This window comes from Ruegeria sp. SAZA006, from assembly GCF_059613465.1.
Window position 1 is genome coordinate 62,422 of record NZ_JBXWSO010000008.1, and the last position, 23,898, is coordinate 86,319.

General features: G+C 59.9%; 33 protein-coding genes. 1 reads left to right on the plus strand and 32 read right to left on the minus strand.

Features of this window, described 5'->3' with window-relative positions; genetic code table 11:
- Nucleotides 1-11: 11 nt before the first annotated feature.
- The 31 genes from AC2FNZ_RS08830 to rpmC form a co-directional block, all read right to left on the minus strand.
- Nucleotides 12-1,310 (minus strand): amino acid ABC transporter permease, encoded by a 1,299-nt coding sequence (locus tag AC2FNZ_RS08830; protein WP_170342939.1) that lies wholly within the window; start codon nucleotides 1,308-1,310, stop codon nucleotides 12-14.
- A 3-nt stretch (nucleotides 1,311-1,313) separates the two neighbouring features.
- Nucleotides 1,314-2,546, minus strand: a complete 1,233-nt coding sequence (locus tag AC2FNZ_RS08835; RefSeq protein WP_093965394.1) for an amino acid ABC transporter permease — start codon at nucleotides 2,544-2,546, stop codon at nucleotides 1,314-1,316.
- Between the two features lie 126 nt (nucleotides 2,547-2,672).
- Nucleotides 2,673-3,689, minus strand: coding sequence for an amino acid ABC transporter substrate-binding protein (locus AC2FNZ_RS08840; protein WP_093965393.1), 1,017 nt, complete (start codon nucleotides 3,687-3,689; stop codon nucleotides 2,673-2,675).
- Between the two features lie 210 nt (nucleotides 3,690-3,899).
- Complete coding sequence (locus tag AC2FNZ_RS08845) at nucleotides 3,900-4,607, minus strand: ATP12 family chaperone protein (RefSeq protein WP_496840262.1); 708 nt, start codon at nucleotides 4,605-4,607, stop codon at nucleotides 3,900-3,902.
- A gap of 4 nt (nucleotides 4,608-4,611) precedes the next feature.
- Nucleotides 4,612-5,283, minus strand: a complete 672-nt coding sequence (locus AC2FNZ_RS08850) for an HAD-IA family hydrolase (RefSeq protein WP_496840263.1) — start codon at nucleotides 5,281-5,283, stop codon at nucleotides 4,612-4,614.
- On the minus strand, nucleotides 5,280-6,323 hold the full coding sequence (locus tag AC2FNZ_RS08855) for an RluA family pseudouridine synthase (protein WP_496840264.1): 1,044 nt from the start codon (nucleotides 6,321-6,323) through the stop codon (nucleotides 5,280-5,282). Before AC2FNZ_RS08855 ends, AC2FNZ_RS08850 begins: the two co-directional genes overlap by 4 nt.
- A gap of 133 nt (nucleotides 6,324-6,456) precedes the next feature.
- Nucleotides 6,457-7,263, minus strand: coding sequence for a crotonase/enoyl-CoA hydratase family protein (locus AC2FNZ_RS08860; RefSeq protein WP_496840265.1), 807 nt, complete (start codon nucleotides 7,261-7,263; stop codon nucleotides 6,457-6,459).
- Nucleotides 7,264-7,359: 96 nt separating this feature from the next.
- A complete protein-coding gene (locus tag AC2FNZ_RS08865; protein ID WP_496840266.1) occupies nucleotides 7,360-8,673 on the minus strand; it encodes a replication-associated recombination protein A in 1,314 nt (437 codons plus the stop codon).
- Between the two features lie 4 nt (nucleotides 8,674-8,677).
- Nucleotides 8,678-10,063 (minus strand): trypsin-like peptidase domain-containing protein, encoded by a 1,386-nt coding sequence (locus tag AC2FNZ_RS08870; protein WP_496840267.1) that lies wholly within the window; start codon nucleotides 10,061-10,063, stop codon nucleotides 8,678-8,680.
- 171 nt (nucleotides 10,064-10,234) lie between these two features.
- Nucleotides 10,235-10,660 (minus strand): 50S ribosomal protein L17, encoded by a 426-nt coding sequence (gene rplQ, locus AC2FNZ_RS08875; RefSeq protein WP_093965383.1) that lies wholly within the window; start codon nucleotides 10,658-10,660, stop codon nucleotides 10,235-10,237.
- A 118-nt stretch (nucleotides 10,661-10,778) separates the two neighbouring features.
- Nucleotides 10,779-11,795: a DNA-directed RNA polymerase subunit alpha gene (locus tag AC2FNZ_RS08880; protein WP_496840268.1), complete on the minus strand. Its 1,017-nt coding sequence runs from the start codon at nucleotides 11,793-11,795 to the stop codon at nucleotides 10,779-10,781.
- A 116-nt stretch (nucleotides 11,796-11,911) separates the two neighbouring features.
- A complete protein-coding gene (gene rpsK / locus AC2FNZ_RS08885) occupies nucleotides 11,912-12,301 on the minus strand; it encodes a 30S ribosomal protein S11 (RefSeq protein WP_093965380.1) in 390 nt (129 codons plus the stop codon).
- Between the two features lie 15 nt (nucleotides 12,302-12,316).
- Nucleotides 12,317-12,685 carry a 30S ribosomal protein S13 gene (gene rpsM / locus AC2FNZ_RS08890; protein ID WP_093965378.1) on the minus strand — a complete coding sequence of 123 codons (369 nt, stop codon included), beginning with the start codon at nucleotides 12,683-12,685 and terminating at the stop codon, nucleotides 12,317-12,319.
- A 199-nt stretch (nucleotides 12,686-12,884) separates the two neighbouring features.
- Entirely contained in the window at nucleotides 12,885-13,529 is a 645-nt protein-coding gene (locus AC2FNZ_RS08895; RefSeq protein WP_093965377.1) for an adenylate kinase, read from the minus strand.
- Nucleotides 13,526-14,890, minus strand: coding sequence for a preprotein translocase subunit SecY (secY, locus tag AC2FNZ_RS08900; protein WP_093965375.1), 1,365 nt, complete (start codon nucleotides 14,888-14,890; stop codon nucleotides 13,526-13,528). The genes AC2FNZ_RS08895 and secY overlap by 4 nt, the downstream gene beginning before the upstream one ends.
- Before the next feature lie 109 nt (nucleotides 14,891-14,999).
- On the minus strand, nucleotides 15,000-15,473 hold the full coding sequence (gene rplO, locus AC2FNZ_RS08905) for a 50S ribosomal protein L15 (RefSeq protein ID WP_496840269.1): 474 nt from the start codon (nucleotides 15,471-15,473) through the stop codon (nucleotides 15,000-15,002).
- A gap of 149 nt (nucleotides 15,474-15,622) precedes the next feature.
- On the minus strand, nucleotides 15,623-16,453 hold the full coding sequence (locus AC2FNZ_RS08910) for a hypothetical protein (RefSeq protein ID WP_254430829.1): 831 nt from the start codon (nucleotides 16,451-16,453) through the stop codon (nucleotides 15,623-15,625).
- 184 nt (nucleotides 16,454-16,637) lie between these two features.
- Complete coding sequence (locus AC2FNZ_RS08915) at nucleotides 16,638-16,853, minus strand: DUF1127 domain-containing protein (protein ID WP_170343462.1); 216 nt, start codon at nucleotides 16,851-16,853, stop codon at nucleotides 16,638-16,640.
- Nucleotides 16,854-17,003: 150 nt separating this feature from the next.
- Nucleotides 17,004-17,459 carry an SRPBCC domain-containing protein gene (locus AC2FNZ_RS08920; protein WP_496832951.1) on the minus strand — a complete coding sequence of 152 codons (456 nt, stop codon included), beginning with the start codon at nucleotides 17,457-17,459 and terminating at the stop codon, nucleotides 17,004-17,006.
- On the minus strand, nucleotides 17,452-17,787 hold the full coding sequence (locus AC2FNZ_RS08925; RefSeq protein ID WP_170342961.1) for an ArsR/SmtB family transcription factor: 336 nt from the start codon (nucleotides 17,785-17,787) through the stop codon (nucleotides 17,452-17,454). Before AC2FNZ_RS08925 ends, AC2FNZ_RS08920 begins: the two co-directional genes overlap by 8 nt.
- A 235-nt stretch (nucleotides 17,788-18,022) precedes the next feature.
- The gene (gene rpmD, locus AC2FNZ_RS08930) at nucleotides 18,023-18,211 is read right to left on the minus strand and encodes a 50S ribosomal protein L30 (protein ID WP_093965366.1); all 189 of its coding nucleotides are present in this window, start codon (nucleotides 18,209-18,211) and stop codon (nucleotides 18,023-18,025) included.
- A gap of 12 nt (nucleotides 18,212-18,223) precedes the next feature.
- Nucleotides 18,224-18,787 (minus strand): 30S ribosomal protein S5, encoded by a 564-nt coding sequence (rpsE, locus tag AC2FNZ_RS08935; protein ID WP_093965365.1) that lies wholly within the window; start codon nucleotides 18,785-18,787, stop codon nucleotides 18,224-18,226.
- A 114-nt stretch (nucleotides 18,788-18,901) separates the two neighbouring features.
- Nucleotides 18,902-19,261, minus strand: a complete 360-nt coding sequence (rplR, locus tag AC2FNZ_RS08940) for a 50S ribosomal protein L18 (protein ID WP_010437103.1) — start codon at nucleotides 19,259-19,261, stop codon at nucleotides 18,902-18,904.
- Nucleotides 19,262-19,272: 11 nt separating this feature from the next.
- Nucleotides 19,273-19,806 (minus strand): 50S ribosomal protein L6, encoded by a 534-nt coding sequence (rplF, locus tag AC2FNZ_RS08945; protein WP_093965363.1) that lies wholly within the window; start codon nucleotides 19,804-19,806, stop codon nucleotides 19,273-19,275.
- Nucleotides 19,807-19,817: 11 nt separating this feature from the next.
- Nucleotides 19,818-20,210, minus strand: a complete 393-nt coding sequence (rpsH, locus tag AC2FNZ_RS08950) for a 30S ribosomal protein S8 (RefSeq protein ID WP_093965361.1) — start codon at nucleotides 20,208-20,210, stop codon at nucleotides 19,818-19,820.
- A 13-nt stretch (nucleotides 20,211-20,223) separates the two neighbouring features.
- Nucleotides 20,224-20,529 (minus strand): 30S ribosomal protein S14, encoded by a 306-nt coding sequence (gene rpsN / locus AC2FNZ_RS08955; RefSeq protein WP_093965360.1) that lies wholly within the window; start codon nucleotides 20,527-20,529, stop codon nucleotides 20,224-20,226.
- A gap of 19 nt (nucleotides 20,530-20,548) precedes the next feature.
- Nucleotides 20,549-21,109: a 50S ribosomal protein L5 gene (gene rplE, locus AC2FNZ_RS08960; protein ID WP_093965358.1), complete on the minus strand. Its 561-nt coding sequence runs from the start codon at nucleotides 21,107-21,109 to the stop codon at nucleotides 20,549-20,551.
- Nucleotides 21,102-21,413, minus strand: a complete 312-nt coding sequence (rplX, locus tag AC2FNZ_RS08965) for a 50S ribosomal protein L24 (protein WP_093965356.1) — start codon at nucleotides 21,411-21,413, stop codon at nucleotides 21,102-21,104. Before rplX ends, rplE begins: the two co-directional genes overlap by 8 nt.
- Before the next feature lie 2 nt (nucleotides 21,414-21,415).
- The gene (gene rplN, locus AC2FNZ_RS08970) at nucleotides 21,416-21,784 is read right to left on the minus strand and encodes a 50S ribosomal protein L14 (protein WP_005621870.1); all 369 of its coding nucleotides are present in this window, start codon (nucleotides 21,782-21,784) and stop codon (nucleotides 21,416-21,418) included.
- Between the two features lie 76 nt (nucleotides 21,785-21,860).
- Entirely contained in the window at nucleotides 21,861-22,091 is a 231-nt protein-coding gene (gene rpsQ, locus AC2FNZ_RS08975; protein ID WP_170342963.1) for a 30S ribosomal protein S17, read from the minus strand.
- Between the two features lie 4 nt (nucleotides 22,092-22,095).
- Nucleotides 22,096-22,302: a 50S ribosomal protein L29 gene (gene rpmC, locus AC2FNZ_RS08980; protein WP_093965352.1), complete on the minus strand. Its 207-nt coding sequence runs from the start codon at nucleotides 22,300-22,302 to the stop codon at nucleotides 22,096-22,098.
- 490 nt (nucleotides 22,303-22,792) lie between these two features.
- Here rpmC and AC2FNZ_RS08985 point away from each other — a divergent pair, with 490 nt between their 5' ends.
- On the plus strand, nucleotides 22,793-23,200 hold the full coding sequence (locus tag AC2FNZ_RS08985) for a thermonuclease family protein (RefSeq protein ID WP_496840270.1): 408 nt from the start codon (nucleotides 22,793-22,795) through the stop codon (nucleotides 23,198-23,200).
- Nucleotides 23,201-23,216: 16 nt separating this feature from the next.
- On the opposite strand, the gene AC2FNZ_RS08990 is transcribed toward AC2FNZ_RS08985, so the two are convergent.
- A complete protein-coding gene (locus tag AC2FNZ_RS08990; protein ID WP_170392161.1) occupies nucleotides 23,217-23,837 on the minus strand; it encodes a 2OG-Fe(II) oxygenase family protein in 621 nt (206 codons plus the stop codon).
- Between the last annotated feature and the right edge of the window lie 61 nt (nucleotides 23,838-23,898).

A 23,898-nucleotide genomic window follows, 5' to 3' on the forward strand; every position in this document is an offset into this window, starting at 1 on the left:
TGTTGAACTCCTTAGTGATGATCCGTGGCAAGGCGACGCTCGAGCCACTGGGAATATTGAGAGATGCCGTAACAGACGACGAAGAACAGAAGCGCGGCAAAGCCCAGAAGCTCCCAATAGACGCCGTTCCATTCGGTCGACGCCAGGATGGGACCCCGGATCATGCCCACCAGATCGAACATCGAGATGACCGAAACCAGCGTGGTATCTTTGAACAGGCCAACGGCCACGTTTACGATACCAGGGATTGAGATCTTCAAGGCCTGTGGCAGGATGATCAGACGCATCGCCTGCGGGTAGTCCAGACCCAAACTGTCTGCTGCCTCATACTGACCGCGCGGAAGCGCAGCCAGACCGCCGCGGATCACCTCGGCGATATAGGCGGCAGAGAACATGGTGATCATGATCACAACGCGCAGAAACAGGTCGACCGTGCTGTCAGGCGGGAAGAAATAGGCCAGCATCACCGAAGCCACGAACAGCAGCGTGATCAAAGGCACGCCACGGATGAATTCGATGAAGATGACGCAAACCCACTTGATCAGCGGCATATCGGACTGACGACCCAGAGCCAGTGCAATACCCAGGGGCAAAGACAGTGACACACAGGTCACACCCAACATCAGGTTCAGCATAAAACCACCCAGGTCACGGCTGGGCACCGCAGTCAGCAGCGCACCTTCGTTGGCGTCTTCGGGAATTAGCGCCCCGCCGACATTCCACACGACCAGCGCCACGACAATGGCCCCAAAGAACCCGGCTGCAAAGCTGTTGCGGCCAAATTTCTGGAATACCACGCCTGCCGCGACACAGCCCAGCAGGGCCACGATGGGCACCATGATGGTTCCACCCCAAATCAGCCAGAAAGCGATAAACGGGTAGAGCGCCGTAAACAGCAGCAGCTTACGAGGCAGGTCGAAGAACAGAACAGGTGCCACAGCCACCAACATCAGCACAAACGCCAAGTTCGGGCGCCAATACGCTTCTACTGGATATTTGAACCCGTAGATCAGTTGATGCCAGCGTTCGGTCAGAACTGCGAAACAGGCCCCGGTCTTGCCGTCCAGAATCTCGCGGCATTGCGCGAGCGAGTCCGCATTCCAAACGCCGTTCAAAATCCACGGCAAGGTGTTCTTGAGAAGCACATAGATCAGCAGAATCGACAGAAGAGTAAGGATCGTGTTTGTGACACCCGAGAAAAGGTTCTCACGCAGCCATTTGACGATACCCGTCTGGTTTGCCGGCGGAGGCGACGGAGGAATGGTTCCGTCGGCCACAAATGCGATCGGATTTGTTGTTTGATCAGCCATGGCTCAGCGCTCCTTCAACTTGACGGATGCGTTGTAGATGTTCATCGCCATCGAAATCAGCAGCGAGGCTGTCAGATAGAACAGCATCAGCAACAAGACGCACTCGATCGCGCGACCGGTTTGGTTCAGCGTGATGCCACCCAGTGTTGCGGTGATATCCGCATAGCCGACTGCAATCGCAAGCGACGAGTTCTTGGTGATGTTCAGGTATTGCGAGATCAACGGCGGGATGATGACCCGCAGCGCCTGAGGCAGGATCACAAGATTCATGATCCGACCGGGACGCAGGCCCAACGCGGCCGCAGCCTCGGTCTGGCCTTTTGAAATCGCTTGAATACCCGCACGTACGTTTTCTGCGATGAAGGCGCCGGTATAGATTGACAAAGCGAACCACAATGCGATCAGCGGACCGCCGACCTTGATACCACCGCTGAAGTTAAAACCTTTCAGAGCAGGGACATCCCAGGTCAGGCCCATCAAAATCATCAGCAGCGCAAAAGGCACAAGCCAAACTGCAAGCTTCACAAGGCCGGTCTTTGGACGCTCGCCCGTCTGTTCCTGTTTGAGCGTGGCGCGTTTCTCAATTTCACGAGACGCAAACCACGAAGCGACCAAAACCGCGATGACCAGCAGCCAATTCAGAAAGGTCGAACCGAACAGCCCATTCGCAAACTCGGGGCGCGGGACATAGACGCCGCGGTTGGTAAAGGCGAACAGATCAAACAGCATGCTGGATGTTGGGTTATCCCCCCGGAACTCCCTCGGTCCCGGCAGCACGGCGGTCATGATCGTGAAGATGATGATGATCCAGATCAGAACCGGAATATTCCGGAAGATTTCCACGTAGACCGCCATCAGCTTGGATACAAGCCAGTTGTTTGACAGGCGCAAAACGCCTGCGATCACGCCAAACACCGTCGCAGTGATACAAGCCAGGACTGCAACCAAAAGCGTGTTGAGAATACCGACGACAGCCGCACGCCCATGCGAGGACTGACTGTCATATTCGATCAAACGCTGGTTGATGTCATACCCGGACGGATCGCCCAGGAAAGAATAGGAAATATTGAGCCCTGCGGCCCTAAGGTTCTGGATCAGGTTGTTACCAAGATACCAGATGCTGAGCGCAATAACGATTGCCGCGATCACCTGAAATGTAAGAGAGCGATAGCGTGTATCGTTTATGAGCATCGACAACCGAAAGTCAGCCTTCGGTGGGTCAGTCATAGTCGACATATTTTGGGATCCCCGTGCTTTTCGGACGCTTCCTTCCCGGCAGGGTTTTCCCCGCTCCCGAGCAGCCCGTAGCATTCTGTTTTGCAAAAAAGGGCGCAGGTTGCCCTGCGCCCTTTTCCGTGGATTTTAGCGGAACGGCGGCGAGTACAGCAGGCCACCATCGGTCCACTGTGCGTTCAGACCGCGTGCCAGACCGATCGGGGTTTCCTCACCGATGTTCTTGGCAAACACTTCGCCGTAGTTACCACCCGCCTTGACGGCGCGCATGGCCCACTGTGCGTCCAGGCCCAGCATCTCGCCCAGGGTGCCTTCGCTACCCAGCAGACGGTTGATTTCCGGGTTCTCGGTACCTGCAGCCATCTCGTCGATGTTCGCCGAGGTGATGCCCAGCTCTTCGGCCGAGATCAGCGCGTTCAGGGTCCAGCGAACGATGTCGCCCCACTCGTTGTCGCCGTGACGGACCAGCGGGCCCAGCGGCTCTTTCGAGATGATTTCGGGCAGCAGAACGTGATCACCGGGGTTTTCGAACGTGGCGCGGGTTGCGGCCAGGCCCGAGGCGTCGGTGGTGTAAACGTCACAGGCACCTGCCAGGTACTGCTGCTGCGCTTCGGCGTTGGTTTCGATCGGAACCGGCTCGTAGCTGATGTTGTTCGAGCGGAAGAAGTCCGCCAGGTTCAGCTCGGTAGTGGTGCCGGTCTGGATGCAGACGGTTGCGCCATCCAGTTCCTTGGCCGAGCTGACGCCCAGTGCCTTGGGAACCATGAAGCCCTGACCGTCGTAGTAGTTCACACCCACGAATTCGAACTTCAGGTCGACGTCGCGGCTGAAGGTCCAGGTGGTGTTACGGGCCAGCATGTCAACTTCGCCCGAAGCCAGAGCGGTGAAGCGGGTTTTGCCGGTGGTGGGAACGAATTCAACAGCGTTCGCGTCACCCAGAACGGCGGCGGCTACTGCGCGGCATACAGCAACGTCAAAGCCCTGCCATTCGCCATTCGCGTCAGGTGCAGCAAAGCCAACCAGACCGGTGGTCACACCGCAGTTCAGCTTGCCGCGCGCTTTGACGTCGTCCATGGTTCCTGCCGCGGCCGCGCCGGCAGCAAGACCGGCAATCGTCGCCGCGCCCAAGATTACGGATTTTTTCATTTTTACCTCTTCCTGATTTCCCGCCCCATCCCGGGACGGATCTTGTCCGACACACAAAGGTAGCCGGATAGGTTACCCCAAAGGTGTCTCCCCTTTAGTGCGCCCGAGTTTGGGCGCATTCATAAACAAACGTCAAGGGTCGGATCAGTGAAAACGATATGTTCCCGGCAAGGCAGCCGCCCAAGCCTCTCAAATCAGGACCAGAAAGGCTCAAACCGATAGATCGTAGAAGGTTTTCGCATGCAAAAAGGCAATCTTCTTGAGTTCGGCGGCTTGGACCGCCTCGTCGTCATCCCCCCATTGCTCGGCCTGCCAAGATTCATCCAGCCGAGAAATGCGCCATATCTCGTCCGGTTTGCGCCAGTTTTGGGCAGCGGCAAAACCCAGAATCAACGAACCCGACAGGCTCACAAGGTCGTGAAACGCCGCCAGACGGAACGCGTCCAGGCCGTGAACCTGCCGACGCAGCCTGTCCAGTGCCTCGGGGGCTTGAGGCTGATGCCGTACGCCTTCAACTGGGATCAGCCTGGCGCCCAGCGTTTCCGCGGCCCAGTCCAGCGCGGGATCCCATTCGTGGCGCTGACGTTCGATCAGGGCTTCGGGGTGCGTTGCGCGATAGCACAGCAGGTCCGAATCGCCATAGTCCGACAACATGTCGGCGACTTCCGTGTGCTGATGCTGCACCTTGTCGATTGCCGCGTTGGCCGAACGGGTGAAGGGCATCGTCGCCGGATCGATTTCCTTTTCCTGCGCGTCCCATTCGCGGGCCACCGCCTCGGCCATGGCCCGGGTGGGCAGGACCAGAGCAGCCTTGGCCGGTGTCCGCACGCGGCGGCCGTCCAATTCGACAGTATAGCCGCCATCGGTCGCGACCACGGCACTGCCTGTCCAAAAGCGTTTCGGTTTCCACTCACTCATGTCGTTATCCCCAGACTGCGGTCAGGACGCCGGGCAGCTGCTCGAACCGGTCGATCACCGCGGACGCCGCACCTAGCTGCGACCGATCATGATAGCCCCAGCCCACGCCGATCCCCGCAACCCCGGCGGCCCGCGCCATTTCCATGTCAAAGCTGGTGTCGCCGATCATCACCGCATCACCGGCCGACACCCCTGTTTCAAAAAGCGCCGTTTCGATCATCGAGGGATGCGGCTTGGATGGATGATGGTCCGCCACCTGACGGGTGACGAAGACAGAATCCAACCCGTGCGCCTCGAGCAAGGCATCCAACCCCCGCTGCGATTTACCCGTCGCCACGCCCAGAAGGATCTCGGGCACGGCCTGCAACGATCCGATAATCTCGCGCGCGCCGGGATAGAGCGGTGAACTTGCCGCCCCCATCTCAAGCCGATGAGCGTGATACGCCTCTTTGTAGCCTTCGACCAACCGGCTTTGAGTTGCCTGTGACTGATCCGGCGCGAGGCGTGCGATGGCAATCGGCAAGGACAGCCCCACGATCGACAGGATCGCCGCGCGATCCGGCACCGGAAGGGACAGAGCCTGGAAACTGGCGGTCATGGCCGACACGATGCTGGCCTGGCTGTCCACCAGCGTCCCGTCGACATCGAACAGAACCAGGCGCAGAGGCGCGGTCATTGCAACTCCTCGAACGGATCTGCAGCGGCCAGATCTTCGGTCCAGCCCAAAGTATCCCAGCTGTCCTTCATGTGAGGCGGCAGCGGAGCGTTGATCGTGACCTGCTTGCCGGTCATCGGATGCTTGAACGACGCGGTTCGGGCGTGCAGGTGCAGCTTTTTGCTGATGACCCCGCCCAGCTGCGCGCCCCAGCCATCGCCTAGGTTTTCCTGACCCGAGCCGCCATATTTCCCATCGCCGATAATCGGGTGCCCGATGGCCGCCATGTGCGCGCGCAGCTGGTGCGTGCGGCCGGTGACGGGCTCCATCGCGACCCAAGATGCACGCCCCGCCACCCGATACAGCGTGGCATAAAGTGTATGGGCTCGTTTGGCACCCGGTGTACTGTCGATCTCGTTCAGGTGGACGGCGATCATCTTTTCGCCCTCCCCCTGCTTGCCATGACCGGGGGCCTTGACCAGCCCGGTCTTGATCTCGCCCAGATACGGGGTCGGCACGCCAGCCACCAGCGCCCAGTAGATCTTGCGCGTGTTGCGATGCCGGAAGGCCGCGGTCAGGCCCTTGGCCGCTTCGCGCGTACGCGCCATCAGCAGCACGCCCGAGGTGTCCTTGTCGAGCCGGTGCACCAGCCGCGGGCTCTCGTCATAGCCAAAGCGCAGTGCCTCGGCGAGGCCATCCACATGCCGGGCCTGACCGCTGCCGCCCTGAACGGGCAGGCCGTGGGGCTTGTTCAGTGCCAGGACATGGTCGTCGCGATAGATCACGCAGGACTGGATCATTTTCGCATCGGCATCGGTCACGCGGGGGCGGGCCGGGGCCGGTTTGTGATCCGGGTCCGGCAGGGGCGGCACGCGCACCACCTGCCCCGCCTGCAACCGCGTCGCGCCCTTGACCCGCCCGCCGTCCACGCGCAGTTCGCCCTTGCGGCACATCTTTTCGATCCGGCCTTGGCTCACATGCGGGAACAGGCGCCGCAACCAGCGGTCCAACCGTTGGTCGCCGTCGCCCGGCTCGACCGTGATCATCTGTACGCCGCTCATGCCAATACCCCTTGCGACCGGATGCTGCGCGCCCGGAAAATCGCCCGTGTCAGTGCCTCAGAAAACATCCGCGTCTGTCGCGCGCCGCAAGGCAAGAGTCAAGCAGGCTCACGGGTTCGCGGGCCAAGGCCGTTCAGATATCGGTGAAATCCCCGTGCCGCCCGGTCCCATCGCGGAACCGAGCCGCGCCGGACGTGCCCTCGCGGCGGATGGCGTCCAGCCCGTTGGCCCACTCGACCTTCAAAGCCTCGCGCATCGGCATCCCCCTGGTTTCGATGATCGAGCGGCGGTCGGCGCGGACGGCCTCCTGCGGGAACCGGGCAATCTCGTGCGCCATCGCTTCGGCCGCCGTGCGTGCTTCACCCTGCGGCACGATTTTCTCGGCCAGCCCGATCCGTTCGCACTCGTCAGCTTCGACCTTGCGCCCTGTCAGCGCGATCTCAAGCGCCTTGCCCTGCCCGACCAGCCGCGGCAGCCGCACCGAACCGCCATCCATCAGAGTGATCCCCCAGCGGCGGCAATAGACGCCCATATAGGCGTCCTCGGCCATCACCCGGATGTCGCACCACAGGGCCAGTTCCATGCCGCCGGCAACAGCGGCACCTTCGATCGCGCCGATGACCGGCTTTGACTGCTCCAGCCGCGATGGGCCCATAGGGCCCAGCAGCGACGGCGCCGCCCCGATCGGAAAGGCGTGCCTGTCGAAATAGGGCTCGCGCAGGTCCGGGTCGGACAGCGTGGCTGCCATCTTTAGGTCCCAGCCCGCGCAGAAATTGCCGCCCTTGCCCCAGAACACGGCGGCCTTGGCCGTGCTGTCCTCGAAGGCGATGAAGGCCTCGGCCAGGGCTGCCGCGTGTTCGGCATCTACGGCGTTTCTGGCCTGGGGCCGGTCGTGGATGATGGTCCACACGTCGTCTCTCTTGTCGATGGAAACGGTCATCTGCGCTCCTCCCTGGCGGCATGTTACCCCAGGGAAACCCGGGCGCGCCTTGGGTGTCGCGCAGAACGCGACGGCACGGTCTGATCTGACCTTACGTCACGACCCGTTGCGTTGGCTGCGCAGTTTCGAAAAGTAGTCCAGACGCTTTTTCAACTCGCGCTCGAATCCGCGTTCGACCGGTTGGTACAGAACCGGCCGCTTCATGGTCTCGGGAAAGTAGTTCTGCCCCGAGAACCCGTCCTCGGCATCATGGTCATAGGCATAGCCCGCGCCGTAGCCCTGATCCTTCATCAATCCGGTCGGCGCATTCAGGATGTGTTTGGGCGGCGGCTCGCTGCCCGACTGTTTGGCCAGACGCATCGCGGCCTTGTAGCCCACATAGGCCCCGTTGGATTTGGGCGCCAGCGCCAGATAGACGACCGCCTGCGCCAGCGCCAACTCACCCTCGGGCGACCCGAGCCGCTCGTACACTTCCCAGGCATGCAGGCAGATCGACTGGGCCTGCGGATCGGCCAGACCGATATCCTCGACCGCCATTCGGGTGATGCGGCGGGCCAGATAGCGCGGATCCTCGCCCCCGGTCAGCATCCGGGCGAACCAGTACAGCGCCGCATCCGGGTCGGACCCGCGCACCGATTTGTGCAGCGCCGAGATCAGGTTGTAGTGCTCGTCCCCCGACTTGTCGTATTTCGCGGCGCGGCGCATCAGGCGCTTGGCCAACGCGTCGGGGTCCAGCGGCGCGTCCACCGACCAGGCCGCGATCTGTTCGATCAGGTTCAACAGCGCCCGACCGTCTCCATCCGCCATTTCCTGCAGCGCATCGCGGGCTGCGGGTGCCAGGGGCAGAGCCTTGCCCAGCTCTTTTTCGGCACGCTGAGTCAGGCGTTCCAGATCGGTCAGGTCCAGCCGTTCCAGCACCAGAACCTGCGCGCGGCTGAGCACGGCGGCATTCAACTCGAACGAAGGGTTTTCCGTGGTCGCGCCCACCAGAAGGATCGTCCCGTCCTCCATATGCGGCAGGAACCCGTCCTGTTGGGCCTTGTTGAAGCGATGGATCTCGTCCACGAACAACAGTGTCCCCTTACCGTTCCGCCGCCGCAACTTGGCGGCCTCGAACACCTTCTTGAGGTCGGGAACGCCGGTGAAGATCGCGCTGATCTGTTCGAAATGAAGGTCGGTTTCCTTGGCCAGCAACCGCGCGATGGTGGTCTTGCCCACCCCAGGCGGCCCCCAGAAGATCAGGCTGGACAGGCTGCCCGACGCCAGCATCACCCCCAGCGGCGCCTCGGGGCCCAGAACCTGTTGCTGCCCGATCACCTCGGACAACGCCTGGGGCCGCAGCCGGTCGGCCAGCGGGCGGTTCGGGGCCGGCTCGGAGCCCTGGTCTTCGGTGTCGAACAGGTCACTCATGCCGTCAGAGCCTGAACCGCAACGACACAGGCTTGCCACCGCGCACCAGATCGATCTGCACCCGCCGCCCCGGGTCGCGCAGCGCCCGAACGATGTCGCGCGGGCGTTCAGCATGTCGCCCGTTCACGGCATTAATGACATCGCCGGGCCGCAAGCCGGCCCGAGCACCATATGGGCCGGGGTCGACCACGACCACACCGGTCTGCGAAAGAAGCAGGCCCATCTTGGCAATCATCGCCGGGTTGATGCGCGCAACCGTCATACCCGGCAGAACCGTGCGATCGTCCAGAGTGGTTTCCTCGGCCGGAGGCGTCTCGGGCGCGGGCACCAGATCGACGCTGACCTCAGCACGCTCGCTGCCGCGGAGCCGGGTCAGAACGGATGTCCCGCCAACACCCGCCACAGACATGCGGAACTTCATCTCAGCCGGAGAATTCACCTCTTCGCCGTCCACATGCGTGACGATGTCGCCGACCCGCAAGCCGGCTTCGGCCAACGGGCTAAGCGGATGGAGATCCGAGATCACAACGCCCTGCGGCAGCGAAAGCCCAAGGGATTCGGCAATGTCCGCGCTCATGGTCTGTCCGGCCATACCCGCCCAAGGGCTGACGAAACCGTCGTTTCCTTCCTGGGCCTGCCGCAGAAACTCTGCGACCAGATTGGCCGGAATGGCGAAGCCAATCCCATTGGATCCACCCGACCGCGTCAGGATCGAGGTGTTGATGCCGATCAGGTCACCATTCACGTCGATCAGGGCGCCACCGGAATTGCCCGGGTTGATCGGCGCATCGGTCTGAATGAAATAGCCCCGCGCATTGCCCGTGGCGGTGCCAGACCGCGCCAGCCCCGAAATGATGCCGGACGAAACGGTCTGCCCGACGCCGAACGGGTTGCCAATGGCCAGAGCCAACTCCCCCACCTCGACATGGTCAGAATCCCGCAGACGCAGAAACGGCAGTCCCTGCGCGTCCTGCAGGCGCAGGATGGCGATGTCGCTTTCCTCGTCGCCCAGAACGACCTCGGCTTGGAACTCGCGACGATCCGTGGTCACGACCCGGATCTCGGTCGCGGTGCCAACAACGTGATAGTTCGAGACAACATAGCCGTCCTCGGTCAGGATGACGCCCGACCCCAGCGAGTTTTGCACCCGCGGCCGCGGGGCACCGAACCCACCACCGAAAAAGTCGCGAAAGAACGGATCCGTGAAAATCGGGCTGCTGCGCCCGGGCCGGACGATCTTGGCATAGATGTTCACCACCGCCGGGGCCGCCTTTTTGACCACCGGGGCAAAACCCATCGAAATCTCGACCTGTGACTGAGGAACCCGCGTCTCGGCACCGGCATGGGTGGCCAGTGTCATCAGGCATAAGGCCAGGATCGTGCGTATCATGACAGCTCCGTTCATCATCCGCCGAAGATATGCGGAGGTCGGCACGCGAATGCAATAGAGCACGCGAAACCTTGCCGCTGCCATGTCCGCCGCGACCGAGGCGATCCATAAGAAAAAGCCCCTGCCCGGGATGTCCGGACAGGGGCCATGAAACGGCAATGTAGCCGGTTCTTATTCTTCGTCAACGTCCACTTCTTCAGCGGCAACGCGGGCCTTGTCAGCTGCGCCTTTGGCGTCGATGTCACGATCAACGAATTCGATGATCGCCATCGGAGCCATGTCGCCATAGCGGAAGCCGGCTTTCAGGATGCGGACATAACCGCCCTGACGGTCCTTGTAGCGCGGGCCCAGAACCTCGAACAGCTTGGCGACGTCCTTGTCTTCCTTCAGCTGAGCTGCGGCCTGACGGCGGGCGTGCAAGTCGCCGCGCTTGCCCAGCGTGATCAGTTTTTCAACGATCGGGCGCAGTTCTTTTGCCTTGGGCAGGGTCGTCTTGATCTGTTCGTGCTCGATCAGCGAGCCGGCCATGTTCGAGAACAGGGCCTTGCGGTGCTCATGAGTACGGTTCAGGCGGCGGTAACCACGTGCGTGACGCATTTTTTAATTCCTTCTTTCGCGTTTTGCTTTGTCTGGCCGGCGATGCGTGTCACCGGCTCTCCTTGGGGCGGAAATGCCCATACGGTCCCCGGCAGCCCGGGCATTGGCGAAGACGCGCTTAGAACGCGTCTTCGAATTTCTTCGCCAGATCTTCGATGTTGTCGGGCGGCCAATCCTCGACATCCATGCCGAGGTGCAGACCCATGCCGGACAGCACTTCCTTGATCTCGTTCAGCGACTTTCGGCCGAAGTTCGGAGTGCGCAGCATCTCGGCTTCGGTCTTCTGGATCAGATCGCCGATATAGACGATGTTGTCGTTCTTCAGGCAGTTTGCCGAACGGACCGACAGTTCCAGCTCGTCCACTTTCTTCAGCAGCAGCGGGTTGAACTCCAGACCATCGTCCTCGTCCTGGCGACCAGCCGATTCCGGTTCGTCGAAGTTGACGAAGATCGACAGCTGATCCTGCAGGATGCGCGCGGCAAAGGCCAGCGCGTCCTCGGGTGTGATCGAGCCGTCGGTTTCGATCTTCAGGGTCAGCTTGTCATAGTCCAGAACCTGGCCTTCACGGGTCGGCTGAACGTCATAGGCGACCTTCTTGACCGGCGAGTAGATCGCGTCGATCGGGATCAGGCCGATGGGCGCATCTTCGGGCTTGTTCTTCTCGGCCGAGACATAGCCTTTGCCGGTGTTGACGGTCAGTTCCATGAACAGCTCGGCGCCATCGTCCAGGTGGCAGATGACGTGATCACGGTTCAGAACCTCGATGCCGGCGCTTTCGCTGATATCACCGGCGGTGACAACTGCGGGGCCTTTGGCATTGATCGACAGGCGCTTGGGCCCTTCGACTTCCATGCGCAGAGCAACCTGCTTGAGGTTCAGGATGATGTCAGTAACGTCTTCACGAACGCCTGCGACCGAGCTGAACTCGTGCAGGACGTTGTCGATCTGGACGCTGGTGATGGCCGCGCCTTGCAGCGAGCTCATCAGAACACGGCGCAGCGCGTTGCCCAGGGTCAGACCAAAGCCACGCTCAAGCGGCTCCGCAACCAGGGTTGCCTGCCGCGCGGGATCGTTGCCCGGCTTGCCTTCCAGCTGGGTCGGCTTGATCAATTCTGCCCAATTCTTGTGGATCATGTAATCCCTCCATTCCTGTCTGCGCCCCATGACCAATCAGGTGCAGACGCCCGAGGTTTCAAAACGGCGAACCGGGGCCGTGTAAAAACACGGCCCCAGCCTGGTAATTCGATCGGTTAGACGCGGCGGCGCTTCGGTGGGCGGCAGCCATTGTGGGCAATCGGGGTCACGTCGCGGATCGACGTGATATTGAAGCCCACGGCAGCCAGCGCGCGCAGAGCCGATTCACGACCCGAACCGGGGCCCTGAACTTCGACTTCCAGCGTCTTGACGCCATGTTCCTGCGCCTTCTTGCCTGCGTCTTCTGCAGCCATCTGAGCGGCGTAGGGGGTCGATTTCCGCGATCCCTTGAAGCCCATGGTGCCGGCCGACGACCAAGCGATGGCGTTGCCCTGCACGTCCGAGATCAGGATCTTGGTGTTGTTGAAGGTCGAGTTCACATGGGCGACGCCCGATGCGATGTTCTTACGCTCTTTGCGCTTAACGCGAGTCTTGTCACGTGCCATCAGTCAGACCCTCCCTTATTTCTTCTTACCAGCGATGGCCTTTGCGGGGCCTTTGCGGGTACGAGCGTTGGTGTGGGTACGCTGACCGCGAACCGGCAGGTTGCGGCGGTGACGCAGACCGCGATAGCAGCCCAGGTCCATCAGACGCTTGATGTTCATCTGAACTTCGCGACGCAGGTCACCTTCGACGGTGAAGTTGGCGTCGATGTATTCGCGGATGGCCAGAACTTCGGCATCCGACAATTCATTGACGCGACGAGTCGTGTCGATGCCAACGGCTTCGCAGATCGCTTTGGCCGAGGTGTTGCCGATACCGGTGATATATGTGAGGGCGATTGGTACCCGCTTTGCAGTCGGGATGTTTACGCCGGCAATACGTGCCACGTGTCACTTTCCTTTCGTTGCGGTTCCGTAGTTCCAGAACCTTTTTTCACAACGCCTAACCGTGGCAGTGTGGCCAGAGGGTTCAGCATTATTCGAGGTGGTCTATACATGCGGAACGAATCCCGCATGCGCGATTGATTCCCCAAAGGGATGGGGGTCGATATGGGCTTTTGGGCTTGGCGTCAAGCCCTTTGCAAGCTTAACCCAATATGGCTGCGATCGAGGCCCGGACTTCCTTGATGTCCGCCAGCCCGTTCACCGGTCGAAGATCGCCCTTGGCGTAGTAATAGCCAATCAACGGTGAGGTCTTCTTGTAATATTCCATAAGCCGGGTGCGCAGGCTTTCCTCGTTGTCGTCGGCACGACGGACGAAATCGTTTTCCTTGCCGCAATTGGTACATTTGCCATCGGCTGGGATCGGTTTGGTCTTGTCATTGTAGACCTCGCCGCAACCGCCACAGGTCGACCGGGCAGTGATCCGTTCAACCAGAGCCTCGTCATCCACGCGCATTTCGATCACGGTGTGCAGCGACTGGCCCAGCTTGGTCAGAAGGGCCGACAAGGCGTCAGCCTGGGCCAAGGTGCGTGGAAAGCCGTCGAAGATGAAGCCTGCGCCCTTTTCGGTGGTCAGTTTCTCTTCGATCAGGCCAATCACGATCTCGTCGGTGACAAGCTTGCCCGCGTCCATGATCGCGGCCACCTTCTTGCCCATCTCGGTTCCCGAGCTGCGGGCCTCGCGCAGCATGTCACCGGTGCTGAGCTGGATCATGCCCCGCGTTTCAACCAGGTGACGTGCCTGCGTACCCTTGCCTGCCCCCGGGGGGCCCAGAAGAATGATATTCATCGACGAGCGGGTCCCTTCCTGCCGCGTTTCTTGCCTTTGCCGCGCAACTGGGACTTTTCGATCAGCCCTTCGTATTGATGCGCCAGCAGGTGGCTCTGAACCTGTTGGATCGTGTCCATGGTCACAGAGACGATGATCAGAACCGAGGTACCGCCGAAATAGAATGGGATGGCGAACTGGCCGCGCAGAATTTCAGGCAGCAGGCAGACCGCCGCCAGATAGGCCGAGCCCAGAACCAGTACGCGGTTGACCACGTATTCCAGATACTCGGCGGTCTTCTTTCCGGGACGGATGCCAGGCACAAAGCCGTTCTGCTTTTTCAGGTTGTCCGCCACGTCATCCGGCTTGAACGACACGTTGAACGTGTAGAAATAGGCAAAGAACACGATCATCGAAGCGAAGAACAGCAGGTACAGCGGCTGTCCCGGTCCGAAATTGGCCAGCAGCCACGACATGATCGGTCCGTTTGCAGCGCCCGACGAGAAGGTCGAGATCGTGACCGGCAGCAGCAGCAGCGAGCTGGCGAAGATCGCCGGAATAACGCCGGCCGGGTTGACTTTGACCGGCAGATGGCTCGAGCCGCCCTCGTAGACCTTCATGCCGACATTGCGGCGCGGGTACTGGATGTGGATCTTGCGGAGCGCGCGCTCCATGAACACCACGAAGGTGATAACGGCGATCACCATCACGATCACGCCGACGATCACGGCAGGGCTGATCGCGCCCGAACGGCCCGAGGCCAGGAACTGGGCCAGTGCGGCCGGAACCTCGGCGATGATGCCGACGAAGATGATCAGCGAGATGCCGTTGCCGATACCGCGCGCGGTGATCTGTTCACCCAGCCACATCAGGAACATGGTGCCGCCGACCAGCGTGATCATCGTGGACAGGCGGAAATACAGGCCCGGATCGGTCGCCAAATCGCCCGATTCCAGCGAAACCGCAAGGCCATAGGCCTGCACGGTGGCCAGCGCCACGGTGCCGAAACGGGTGTACTGGTTGATTTTCTTGCGGCCCTGCTCGCCCTCTTTCTTGAGTTGTTCGAGCGCGGGCACCATCGAGGTCAGCAGCTGTACGATGATCGATGCCGAGATATAGGGCATGATGCCGAGGGCAAAGATACCCATCCGCCCCAGCGCCCCGCCGGTGAACATCGAAACCATCCCACCGATGCCCTGCCCCGCCTGCTCCATGAACTCGCGCAGCGCCTGACCGTCGATCCCCGGCACCGGAATAAAGGTGCCCAGACGATAGACGATCAGCAAACCCAGCGTGAACAGGATGCGGTTGCGCAGATCGGTGGCCTTGCCCAGAGCAGCCCAGCTTGTGTTGGCTGCCATTTGTTCTGCTGCTGATACCATAAATCGGTCTCTCTTATGAAAACGCCGCCCGGAACCGTTTTCCGGCTCGGGCGGCGTCTTGGAAAACTCTGAGGTCTATGTAAGCGGGTCGGCGCCCGCTCACAAGCGCTTACTCTGCCGCAGCGGCTTTTGTGACCTTCAGTGAACCGCCCGCTTTTTCCACGGCTTCGATCGCCGCCTTAGAGGCGCCGGTCACTTCGAGGTTCAGCTTGGCGCTGATTTCGCCCTTGGCCAGAACGCGGATACCGTCCAGCTTGCGGCGCACCAGACCCGAGGCAACCAGTGCGTCCTCGGTGATGGCCGATTTAACGTCCAGCTTGCCGGCATCGACGAATTTCTGGATCAGGCCCAGGTTGATGACGGCGAATTCCTTGCGGTTCGGATTGTTGAAGCCGCGCTTGGGCAGGCGCTGATACAGAGGCATCTGGCCGCCTTCGTAGCCATTGATGGCCACACCCGAACGGGATTTCTGGCCTTTGATACCACGGCCACCCATTTTACCTTTGCCCGAGCCAGGACCACGGCCAACGCGGGTCCGTTTCTTGACCGCGCCGGGATTGTCGCGCAATTCGTGCAGTTTCATGTCGCTTCTCCTTCGCCGGAATTGACCCCGAAGCGTGATGGGTCAAACACGGCATTTCTTGGTTTTGATTCTCGTGGCAAACACGCCACCGGAGCGCAGTACAGCCTCGGGCCCCGAGTTGCAAGTTTTGATTGCCTTGCAGCAGCGGCTCAGTCGTCGCGGCCAGCGATGGGCGCATCTTGGGGCACAATTCCATGTTTGGCCACAAGTCGCCCGACCAGGCTGTCAGGATGTGGTATTCCGCCATGGTTCTTTCGCATGATCGCCCGCATCCGGCGCCCGTACAAATGGATCGAGACGGTATCCTCGTGGAAAAACCGGTCAAGATTTTCGTTCGGCCGGGCAAGGGCCCGACGCCGCGAAAAGTTGATCGGGTAAAAAACATGCTCTGGCAGGGCGTATTTTATCTCGCCTGTTTCCTTCAGCGCCCAGGTGAATGCCTTTGGTCCCCAAACGCCCCACAACGCCTCGGGAACGTTGGTCGGGTTTCCAGCGTCGCGCGCCTCTTCCAACGGCCGGCGGTGGCGCGGGGGCAGCCAGGGCGGGACACGGTAGGGATCATTCGTGTACTCGATCAGCTTGGCCAGAGTTTCACTGTCCTGCGGCAGACCCAGAACCCCGATCGCCACCTCACCCTCAAGATACCCATAGTAATGACCATTCGCCGTTGAATAGGGTTTCAGGCAATAGGCATCGGTGTCTGCCCAAATCAGGTCGGGCTCCTGTGCCAGCATTCGGTACCGGAACTTGTCGGAATGCGGCGCGGGGCTGTTGGTGCGCTCATGAGTGATAAATTCGGAATCCGGCAGAATCTCGCGGGCATCACGGTGCTCGACACCCTCAGGGATGTTCGTCACATTGCTATAGGTATATAGCCGCACGCTGTGGCCCATATCCAAGTAAGACTGGATGCACAGCAGTTCCAAAAAGCTGAGCGGCCCCTCGACCCACAGCATTGCAATCTGGAAGTCCCGTGCCATGTTCTGCCCTCTCTGCCCAATGTGTTCGTGCCCTGACGGCTTGCCTGCATTGGAGTGACCCAATTCCCGGCGCCGCGCAACGTCGCAGTTGTGGTGACAACTATTTTCCTGCCTGCGTGGGATCCGTAAACACAAAAGAGGCGCCACTTGGGCGCCTCTGCTTCTTCTGTTGTCGTCCCGTTTTTTACGAGCAGTAGGCATGCTCGCGAGCGATGTCGGCGATGTCGCACCGGCGGATGCCGATGTCGTTCAACTCGCGGTCGCTCAGACGCTGCAACTCGGTATACGTGCGGGTGTACTCGCTGGCCCGGGCGCGGTTTTCTTTCACGCGCTCGATCAGGTTTGCGATACGGGCGGTCAGGTTGAAGCCGCCATGTGTCAGGGTCGCTGTGTGTGCCATTATCTCATTTCCTTTCGAATGTCGGGGCGTATTCCCCGATGTCACTTACTTGGTTCCTGTCTTGGACAGGGTTGAGATAGGCACTTCAATTACCGCTAACAACGATGGTTTTGGACTGGCCGCTATGCATTTTTGGCATGGCGGCACAAATCAGGAGTGACCGCTACTGGCCGCAAGCCGGGACAGGTTGTCCAAAGCAGCAGACCAGCCACCTTTGTAGTCCTGAAACAGTTCTGGCCCGGCCAGGCTTGTGATCTGCAACGTGACGCGCAGCGTACTGCCACGGCCATTCGGCATGATTTCGTGGCCGCACAGCGAGACCGAGACCAACTCTCCCTGAATGACCAGCGTTTCGGTCAATGAAAGAAACTCCGGCGAGACTACGTGGAACAGGCTGGTCGTATTGAACTCGGGCGCTTCTTTCGGTCCACATCGCGTTTCCTCACGGCCTCCGGGTCGACAGTCGAAAACATCGATCAAAACTACGCTTTCATCGTCTGGTGCGGCCCATTTCTGGCGCATCTCGCGGTCGGTCAACACCTGAAACAGCCGGTCGGGAGCGCAGGCAATCTCGCGTTCCAGGATCAAAGTTTCGTAATCAGCCATCATCGGATTCCTTTTCTATTTGCTCGGCAAGTGCGGACAGGCGATCCAGCCGGCCTTCCCAGAGGTGACGTTGTTGTTTCAACCAACCTTCCGCCTCGGCGATCGGGGCGGCTTCGATATGCAACATGCGAACCCGACCGATCTTCTCCGAACGGATCATTCCAGCGGATTCCAGCTTGCCGAGATGCTTCAGAAACGATGGCAGCGCCATGTCGTGCGCTTCGTGCAGCTCTGACACGGCCGCTGGGCCAGTGATCAGCCGTTCGATCACGGCACGCCGGGTCGGATCGGCCAGCGCAGAAAAAAATGTATCGAGTTTGTTAGCCATAAGGCTAAGTATTTCAATGCAACGCTTACGTCAATAAAAAGTTAGCCGTTTGGCTATGTTTTGATTTTTAGGTCAGGACAGAGGGCAAAAAGGTGTCTATCTGCGAGTTCCTGGCCAGGCCGTGGCCTAGTTCACCGCAAAAGGCGGCCTTCCGACATTCCGCACAGGCGACGGCTAAAAAAGAAAACGCCCCCGATCAGATCGGAGGCGTTCATTAGGCTTTCGAAGCTGGCGCTCAGCCGCGCTCTTCGATGATCTCAACCAGATGCGGGATCTTGTTGACCATGCCGCGGATCGACGGAGTGTCTTCCAATTCGCGGGTCTTGTGCATCTTGTTCAGGCCCAGACCGATCAGGGTTGCGCGCTGTTCGGCGGGGCGACGGATCGGGGAACCGATCTGCTTGACGACGATGGTTTTTGCCATTGCTCGCTCTCCTTACGCTTCGGCTTCAGCCGGTGCTTCATCCCGCTTGGGCAGGATATCGGCGACCTTTTTGCCACGACGCGCGGCAACCGAACGCGGGCTCTGTTCTTTCTTAAGGCCGTCGATGGTGGCGCGGATCATGTTGTACGGGTTCTGCGAGCCCAGCGATTTGGACACAACATCCTTCACGCCCAGCATTTCGAACACGGCACGCATCGGACCACCGGCGATGATACCGGTACCTTCCGGTGCGGTGCGCATGACCACTTTACCAGCGCCGTGACGGCCCTCGATGTCGTGGTGCAGAGTCCGACCTTCGCGCAGTTGCACGCGGATCATCTGACGCTTGGCTTGCTCGGTCGCCTTACGGATGGCTTCAGGTACTTCTTTCGCTTTACCTTTGCCAAAGCCCACGCGGCCTTTCTGATCGCCAACAACCACCAGAGCGGCGAAGCCAAAGCGCTTACCACCTTTTACGGTTTTCGACACGCGGTTGATTGCGACCAGACGATCGGCAAATTCCGGTGCTTCTTCACGGTCGCGGCCACGGCCCCGACGGTTTTCACGTTCTGCCATTTGGCATCCCTTTTCTCATGTGGCGCTTGGCGCCGTTTTCTTCAATCCAAGTGAGCCTCGACTGACGCCGAGGCCCCCGGATCATCGGGGCGGATCGAAACCCGCCCACAGGTCTTAGATTTTCAGGCCGCCTTCACGCGCGGCGTCGGCAACTGCCTTCACCTTGCCGTGGAACAGGAAGCCACCACGATCGAAATAAGCCTCTTCGACGCCGGCCTTCTTGGCCCGCTCGGCGATGGCTGCGCCCACTTTGGTGGCCGCTTCGACGTTGTTCTTGCCAACAACACCCAGATCCTTTTCCAGGGTCGAGGCCGAGGCCAGGGTCACGCCACGTACGTCGTCGATCAGCTGAACGGAGATGTTCTTGTTCGAACGGTGTACGGACAGACGCGGACGACCCGCGTTGACCTTGCGAAGTTTGTTCCGAACGCGCAGGCGGCGCTTCAGAAACAGGGTTCTTTTGCTGTTTGCCATTGTGTTCGTCCTTACTTCTTCTTGCCTTCCTTGCGGAAGATGAACTCGCCCTTGTAGCGGATACCTTTGCCTTTGTAAGGCTCGGGACGGCGCCACTCGCGGATTTTCGCCGCGGTTTCGCCCACCAGCTGCTGGTCAATGCCTTCCACAACGATCTCGGTCTGCTTCGGCGCGGTGATGGTGACACCTTCCGGAGCAACGAAATCAACATCGTGGCTGTAGCCCAGGTTCAGCTTCAGGGTGTTGCCCTGCATCTGAGCGCGGTAACCCACACCCTGGATTTCCAGTTCCTTCTTGAAGCCTTCGGTCACACCGGTCACCAGGTTGGCGACCATGGTGCGGCTCATGCCCCACTGCTGACGCGCACGCTTGGACGAACCACGCGGGTCGATTTTGACCACGTTGTCTTCGACCGTCAGGGTGACGTCGTCGGTTGCGGTGAAGCTGCGGGTGCCTTTCGGACCTTTGACTTCGATGGTCTGACCCGACACAGAGGCGGTAACGCCGCTGGGCAGCTCGACCGGTTTCTTACCAATACGAGACATTGCAGACCTCCTTAGAAGACGGTGCAGAGCACTTCGCCACCAACGTTGTTGGAGCGAGCGTTTGCGTCCGACATCACACCTTTCGGAGTGCTGACAATCGACACGCCCAGGCCCTGACGAACCTGCGGGATGTCATTGACGCCCATGTATACGCGACGGCCGGGCTTCGAGACCCGCTTCAGTTCGCGAATGACAGGGGTGCCTTCGTAGTATTTCAGGCTGATTTCCAGAGCCGGATGACCGTTTTCACCGGTCGTCTTTTCATAGCCGCGGATATAGCCTTCGTCCGCCAGCACGTCCAGCACCCAGGCGCGCAGTTTCGACGCCGGAGTGATCACGGTGGACTTGCCGCGCATTTGCGCGTTGCGGATGCGGGTGAGCATATCGCCGATAGGATCGTTCATATCTGTCTCTCCCTTACCAGCTCGATTTCACCATGCCGGGGATCTGACCAGCAGAACCCAGCTCGCGCAGCGCGATACGGCTGACCTTCAGCTTACGGTAGTAAGCGTGGGGACGACCGGTCAGCTGACAACGGTTGTGCAGACGGGTAGCCGAGCTGTTGCGCGGCAGTTTCGCCAGTTTCAGACGCGCTTTGAAACGCTCTTCCATCGGCTTGCTCTCGTCATTCGCGATCTCTTTCAGAGCCGCACGCTTTTCGGCATACTGTGCCACCAGGCGTGCGCGCTTCTTCTCGCGTTCGATCATTGCTTTTTTAGCCATGTCTCAATCCTCCCGGCGCTTACGCGTTGAACGGCATGTTGAAAGCTTTCAACAGTGCCTTTGCTTCAGCGTCGGTTTTCGCTGTGGTGGCAATTACGATGTCCATGCCCCAGACCTCGTCGACCTTGTCGAAGTCGATTTCCGGGAACACGATGTGCTCTTTCATGCCCATGGCAAAGTTGCCACGGCCATCGAAGGACGGTTTCACACCGCGGAAGTCACGTACGCGAGGCATCGCGATTGTGATCAGACGGTCCAGGAATTCGTACATCCGGTCGCCGCGCAGGGTCACCTTGGCGCCCAGCGGCATGTCTTCACGGACGCGGAAACCCGCGATCGACTTCTTCGCCTTGGTCGAAACGGCCTTCTGACCGGCAATCGCCGTCAGATCTTCGACCGCGGCTTTCGCCTTCTTCGAGTCCTTCACCGCCTCGGCACCACAGCCGATGTTCAGAACGATCTTCTCCAGCTTGGGGATCTGCATATCGTTCTTGTAGCCAAACTCTTCTTTCAGAGCGGCACGGATGGTTTCAGCGTACTGAGCTTTCAGACGCGGGGTGTAGGTTGCAGCATCAAGCATCGATCACGTCCCCCGTGGTCTTAGCGTAACGAACCTTCTTGTCACCTTCCATGCGGAAGCCGACCCGGGTTGCCTTGCCGTTCTTGTCCAGCAGGGCCAGGTTCGACAGGTCGATCGGCAGAGCCTTGGGCAGGCGGCCACCTTGCGACGTTTGCGACTGGCGGGTGTGGCGGATGGCGATGTTCACGCCATCAACGACAGCTTTGCCGGCTTTGGGGTCGACCGAGGTGATAGTCCCCTCTTTGCCCTTGTCCTTGCCGGCCAGCACGACGACCTTGTCGCCTTTGCGGAGTTTAGCAGCCATGATTACAGCACCTCCGGAGCCAGCGAGATGATCTTCATGAAGTTCTTCGCGCGCAGTTCACGAACAACGGGGCCGAAGATACGGGTACCGACGGGCTCGTTGTTGTTGTTCAGGATGACGGCGGCGTTGCGATCGAAGCGGATCGCGGTGCCGTCTTCGCGACGGACTTCTTTGGCGGTGCGCACGACGACGGCCTTGCGGACGTCACCTTTCTTCACGCGGCCGCGCGGGATGGCTTCCTTCACCGAGACGACAATGATGTCGCCGACGGAGGCGTATTTACGCTTGGAACCACCCAGGACCTTGATGCACTGAACTCGGCGGGCGCCGGAGTTGTCAGCGACATCCAGATTGGTCTGCATCTGGATCATGTGGTTTCTCCCGACCTGTGGGGGCTGGTCTTGTTAAATCCCCCAGGGTTTCGACAAATGGAAAAATCCCGGAGGCTTAGGCCTCCAGAACCTCCCAACGTTTCGTCTTCGATTTCGGCGCGCATTCGATGATGCGTACGGTGTCGCCGACCTTGAAGGCGTTCTTTTCGTCGTGAGCCCGGTATTTCTTGGACTTACGAACGGTTTTCTGCAGCAGGGGGTGCTTGAAACGGCGCTCGACCAGAACGGTGATGGTCTGTTCGTTGGCGTCGCTGGTCACGGTGCCTTGCAGGATACGCTTGGGCATCTGATTACTCCTCGGATGCCGCGGCAGCGGCCTTTTCGTTCAGGATGGTTTTGACGCGGGCAGCATTGCGGCGAGCCGCTTTGATACCAGCAGTGTTTTCCAGCTGACCGGTGGCCTGTTGAAAGCGCAGGTTGAAGCTTTCTTTCTTCAGGTTGGCCAGTTCCTCGCGGAGCTGGTCCGGGGTCTTTTCACGCAGTTCTTGGGCGTTCATCGCCTTTTCCTTTGCTCAAAACACCAGAAGGCCCCGTACACGGGTCACCTTGGACCTGGTGGATGAATGATAGACATGCGAATCGCCCGACAACGCCGGGAGACCGCAGGATGCCGCCGTATAAGGGTTTGATGGGTGGGTGGCAAGGGAAAGTTTTGCAGCCAGAACCGGGCAACCAACGGGTCACGTCAGAACCTTACCACTTGCGCGTTGTCTTTTGTGGAAACGGGTTTGGCCGAAACTCAAAAGACACGTGAAACCCTTGAAGTATCTTTATCCCGCTGACTTAGGAACGGTGGAAAAAATGGAACTGGTTGTCCTAATTGGGTTCGCGGCACTTCTAGTTGTTTTAATATCAAGAAAGCCACGCTTTGTCGCCCGTCATAGAGGCCTTCAAAAACCTACGCAAGCCTCCACACGGAAACGAGCAATCCCGCGACAACAGCCTAGTGTTGCTCTCTCCAACCGCGTTCTGACGGGGCGCGCTTATGTGATCGATGGCGACACAATCATTGTCCGTGGAACAAAGATCCGTCTAGCCGGCATTGATGCGCCCGAGCTGGACATGCCATGGGGTCTAAAGGCAAAGTGGACGATGGTCGAAATCTGCAAAGGTCAGGAGATTACCGTCAAGCTGAACGGCGAAACATCTTACGACCGGCTAGTTGGAATTGGATACCTACCCAATGGGCAGGACATCGGCGCGGAGCTGGTCAAAAGGGGGCTTGCGCTGGACCTGCCTTTCTTTTCAAAGGGAAGGTATAGGCATCTCGAACCGACCGGCGCCAGAGAACGGCTGCGGAATGGGGCATTCGGCCACGCATCAATTTCGGTTCGCAGGACGACGACAGTCGTCGCCTATGGGCGCAGATCAAACCGGCGCAATGCGGGCAGTTGAATACGCCCCTAGGGGTTCACTCCCACTTATAGTTAAAACTTACCGAAATCCGCTCTTCCTCGGCCATGTTCATCGGCACCTCGTGGCGCAGCCAGCTTTCCCACAGCAGAACGTCGCCGACCTTCGGCTTCATATAAATGAAGGGCTGCAATTCGCGTCGGGCGCCCTTGCGGCGCACCGGCGCGGCCATCATGCGGCCCGAGCGGGGGTCTTCAAGCTTAAGCGCGCTGGCGCCTTCCGGCATTGACACATAGGTCGTTCCAGAAATCACACTGTGCGGATGGATGTGGCTGGCATGCATTCCACCCTCGGGCAGGATGTTGATCCAAAGATCCTCCAGCTTCAATTCCCGGTCATCGAGATCGAACTCAAGGTCTTTTGCGAATGCAGCCACGTGCTGATCCAAAGTCTTCACCAAATCCTGAAAGATCGGAAACCGCCAAGGCAGATCAGTCAACGAGGCATAACTGGTGTAACCTGGATAGCCGTTCTTTTCGCACCACTCCTGCCCGGCCTCGTCATCCTCAGCGATGACAAGACACGAGTTCTCCAGCTCCTCCGGATCAATCCTTGGATCGAACTCAGACAGAGCGGCGCGGTAGAGACGGGTAACGAAGAGTGATTCAATCTGTGCCATGGGCGTCCATTACCCCATTCGACGCCAAGGCGCGATAGAGGAACTTTCTTCGATTCGGGAA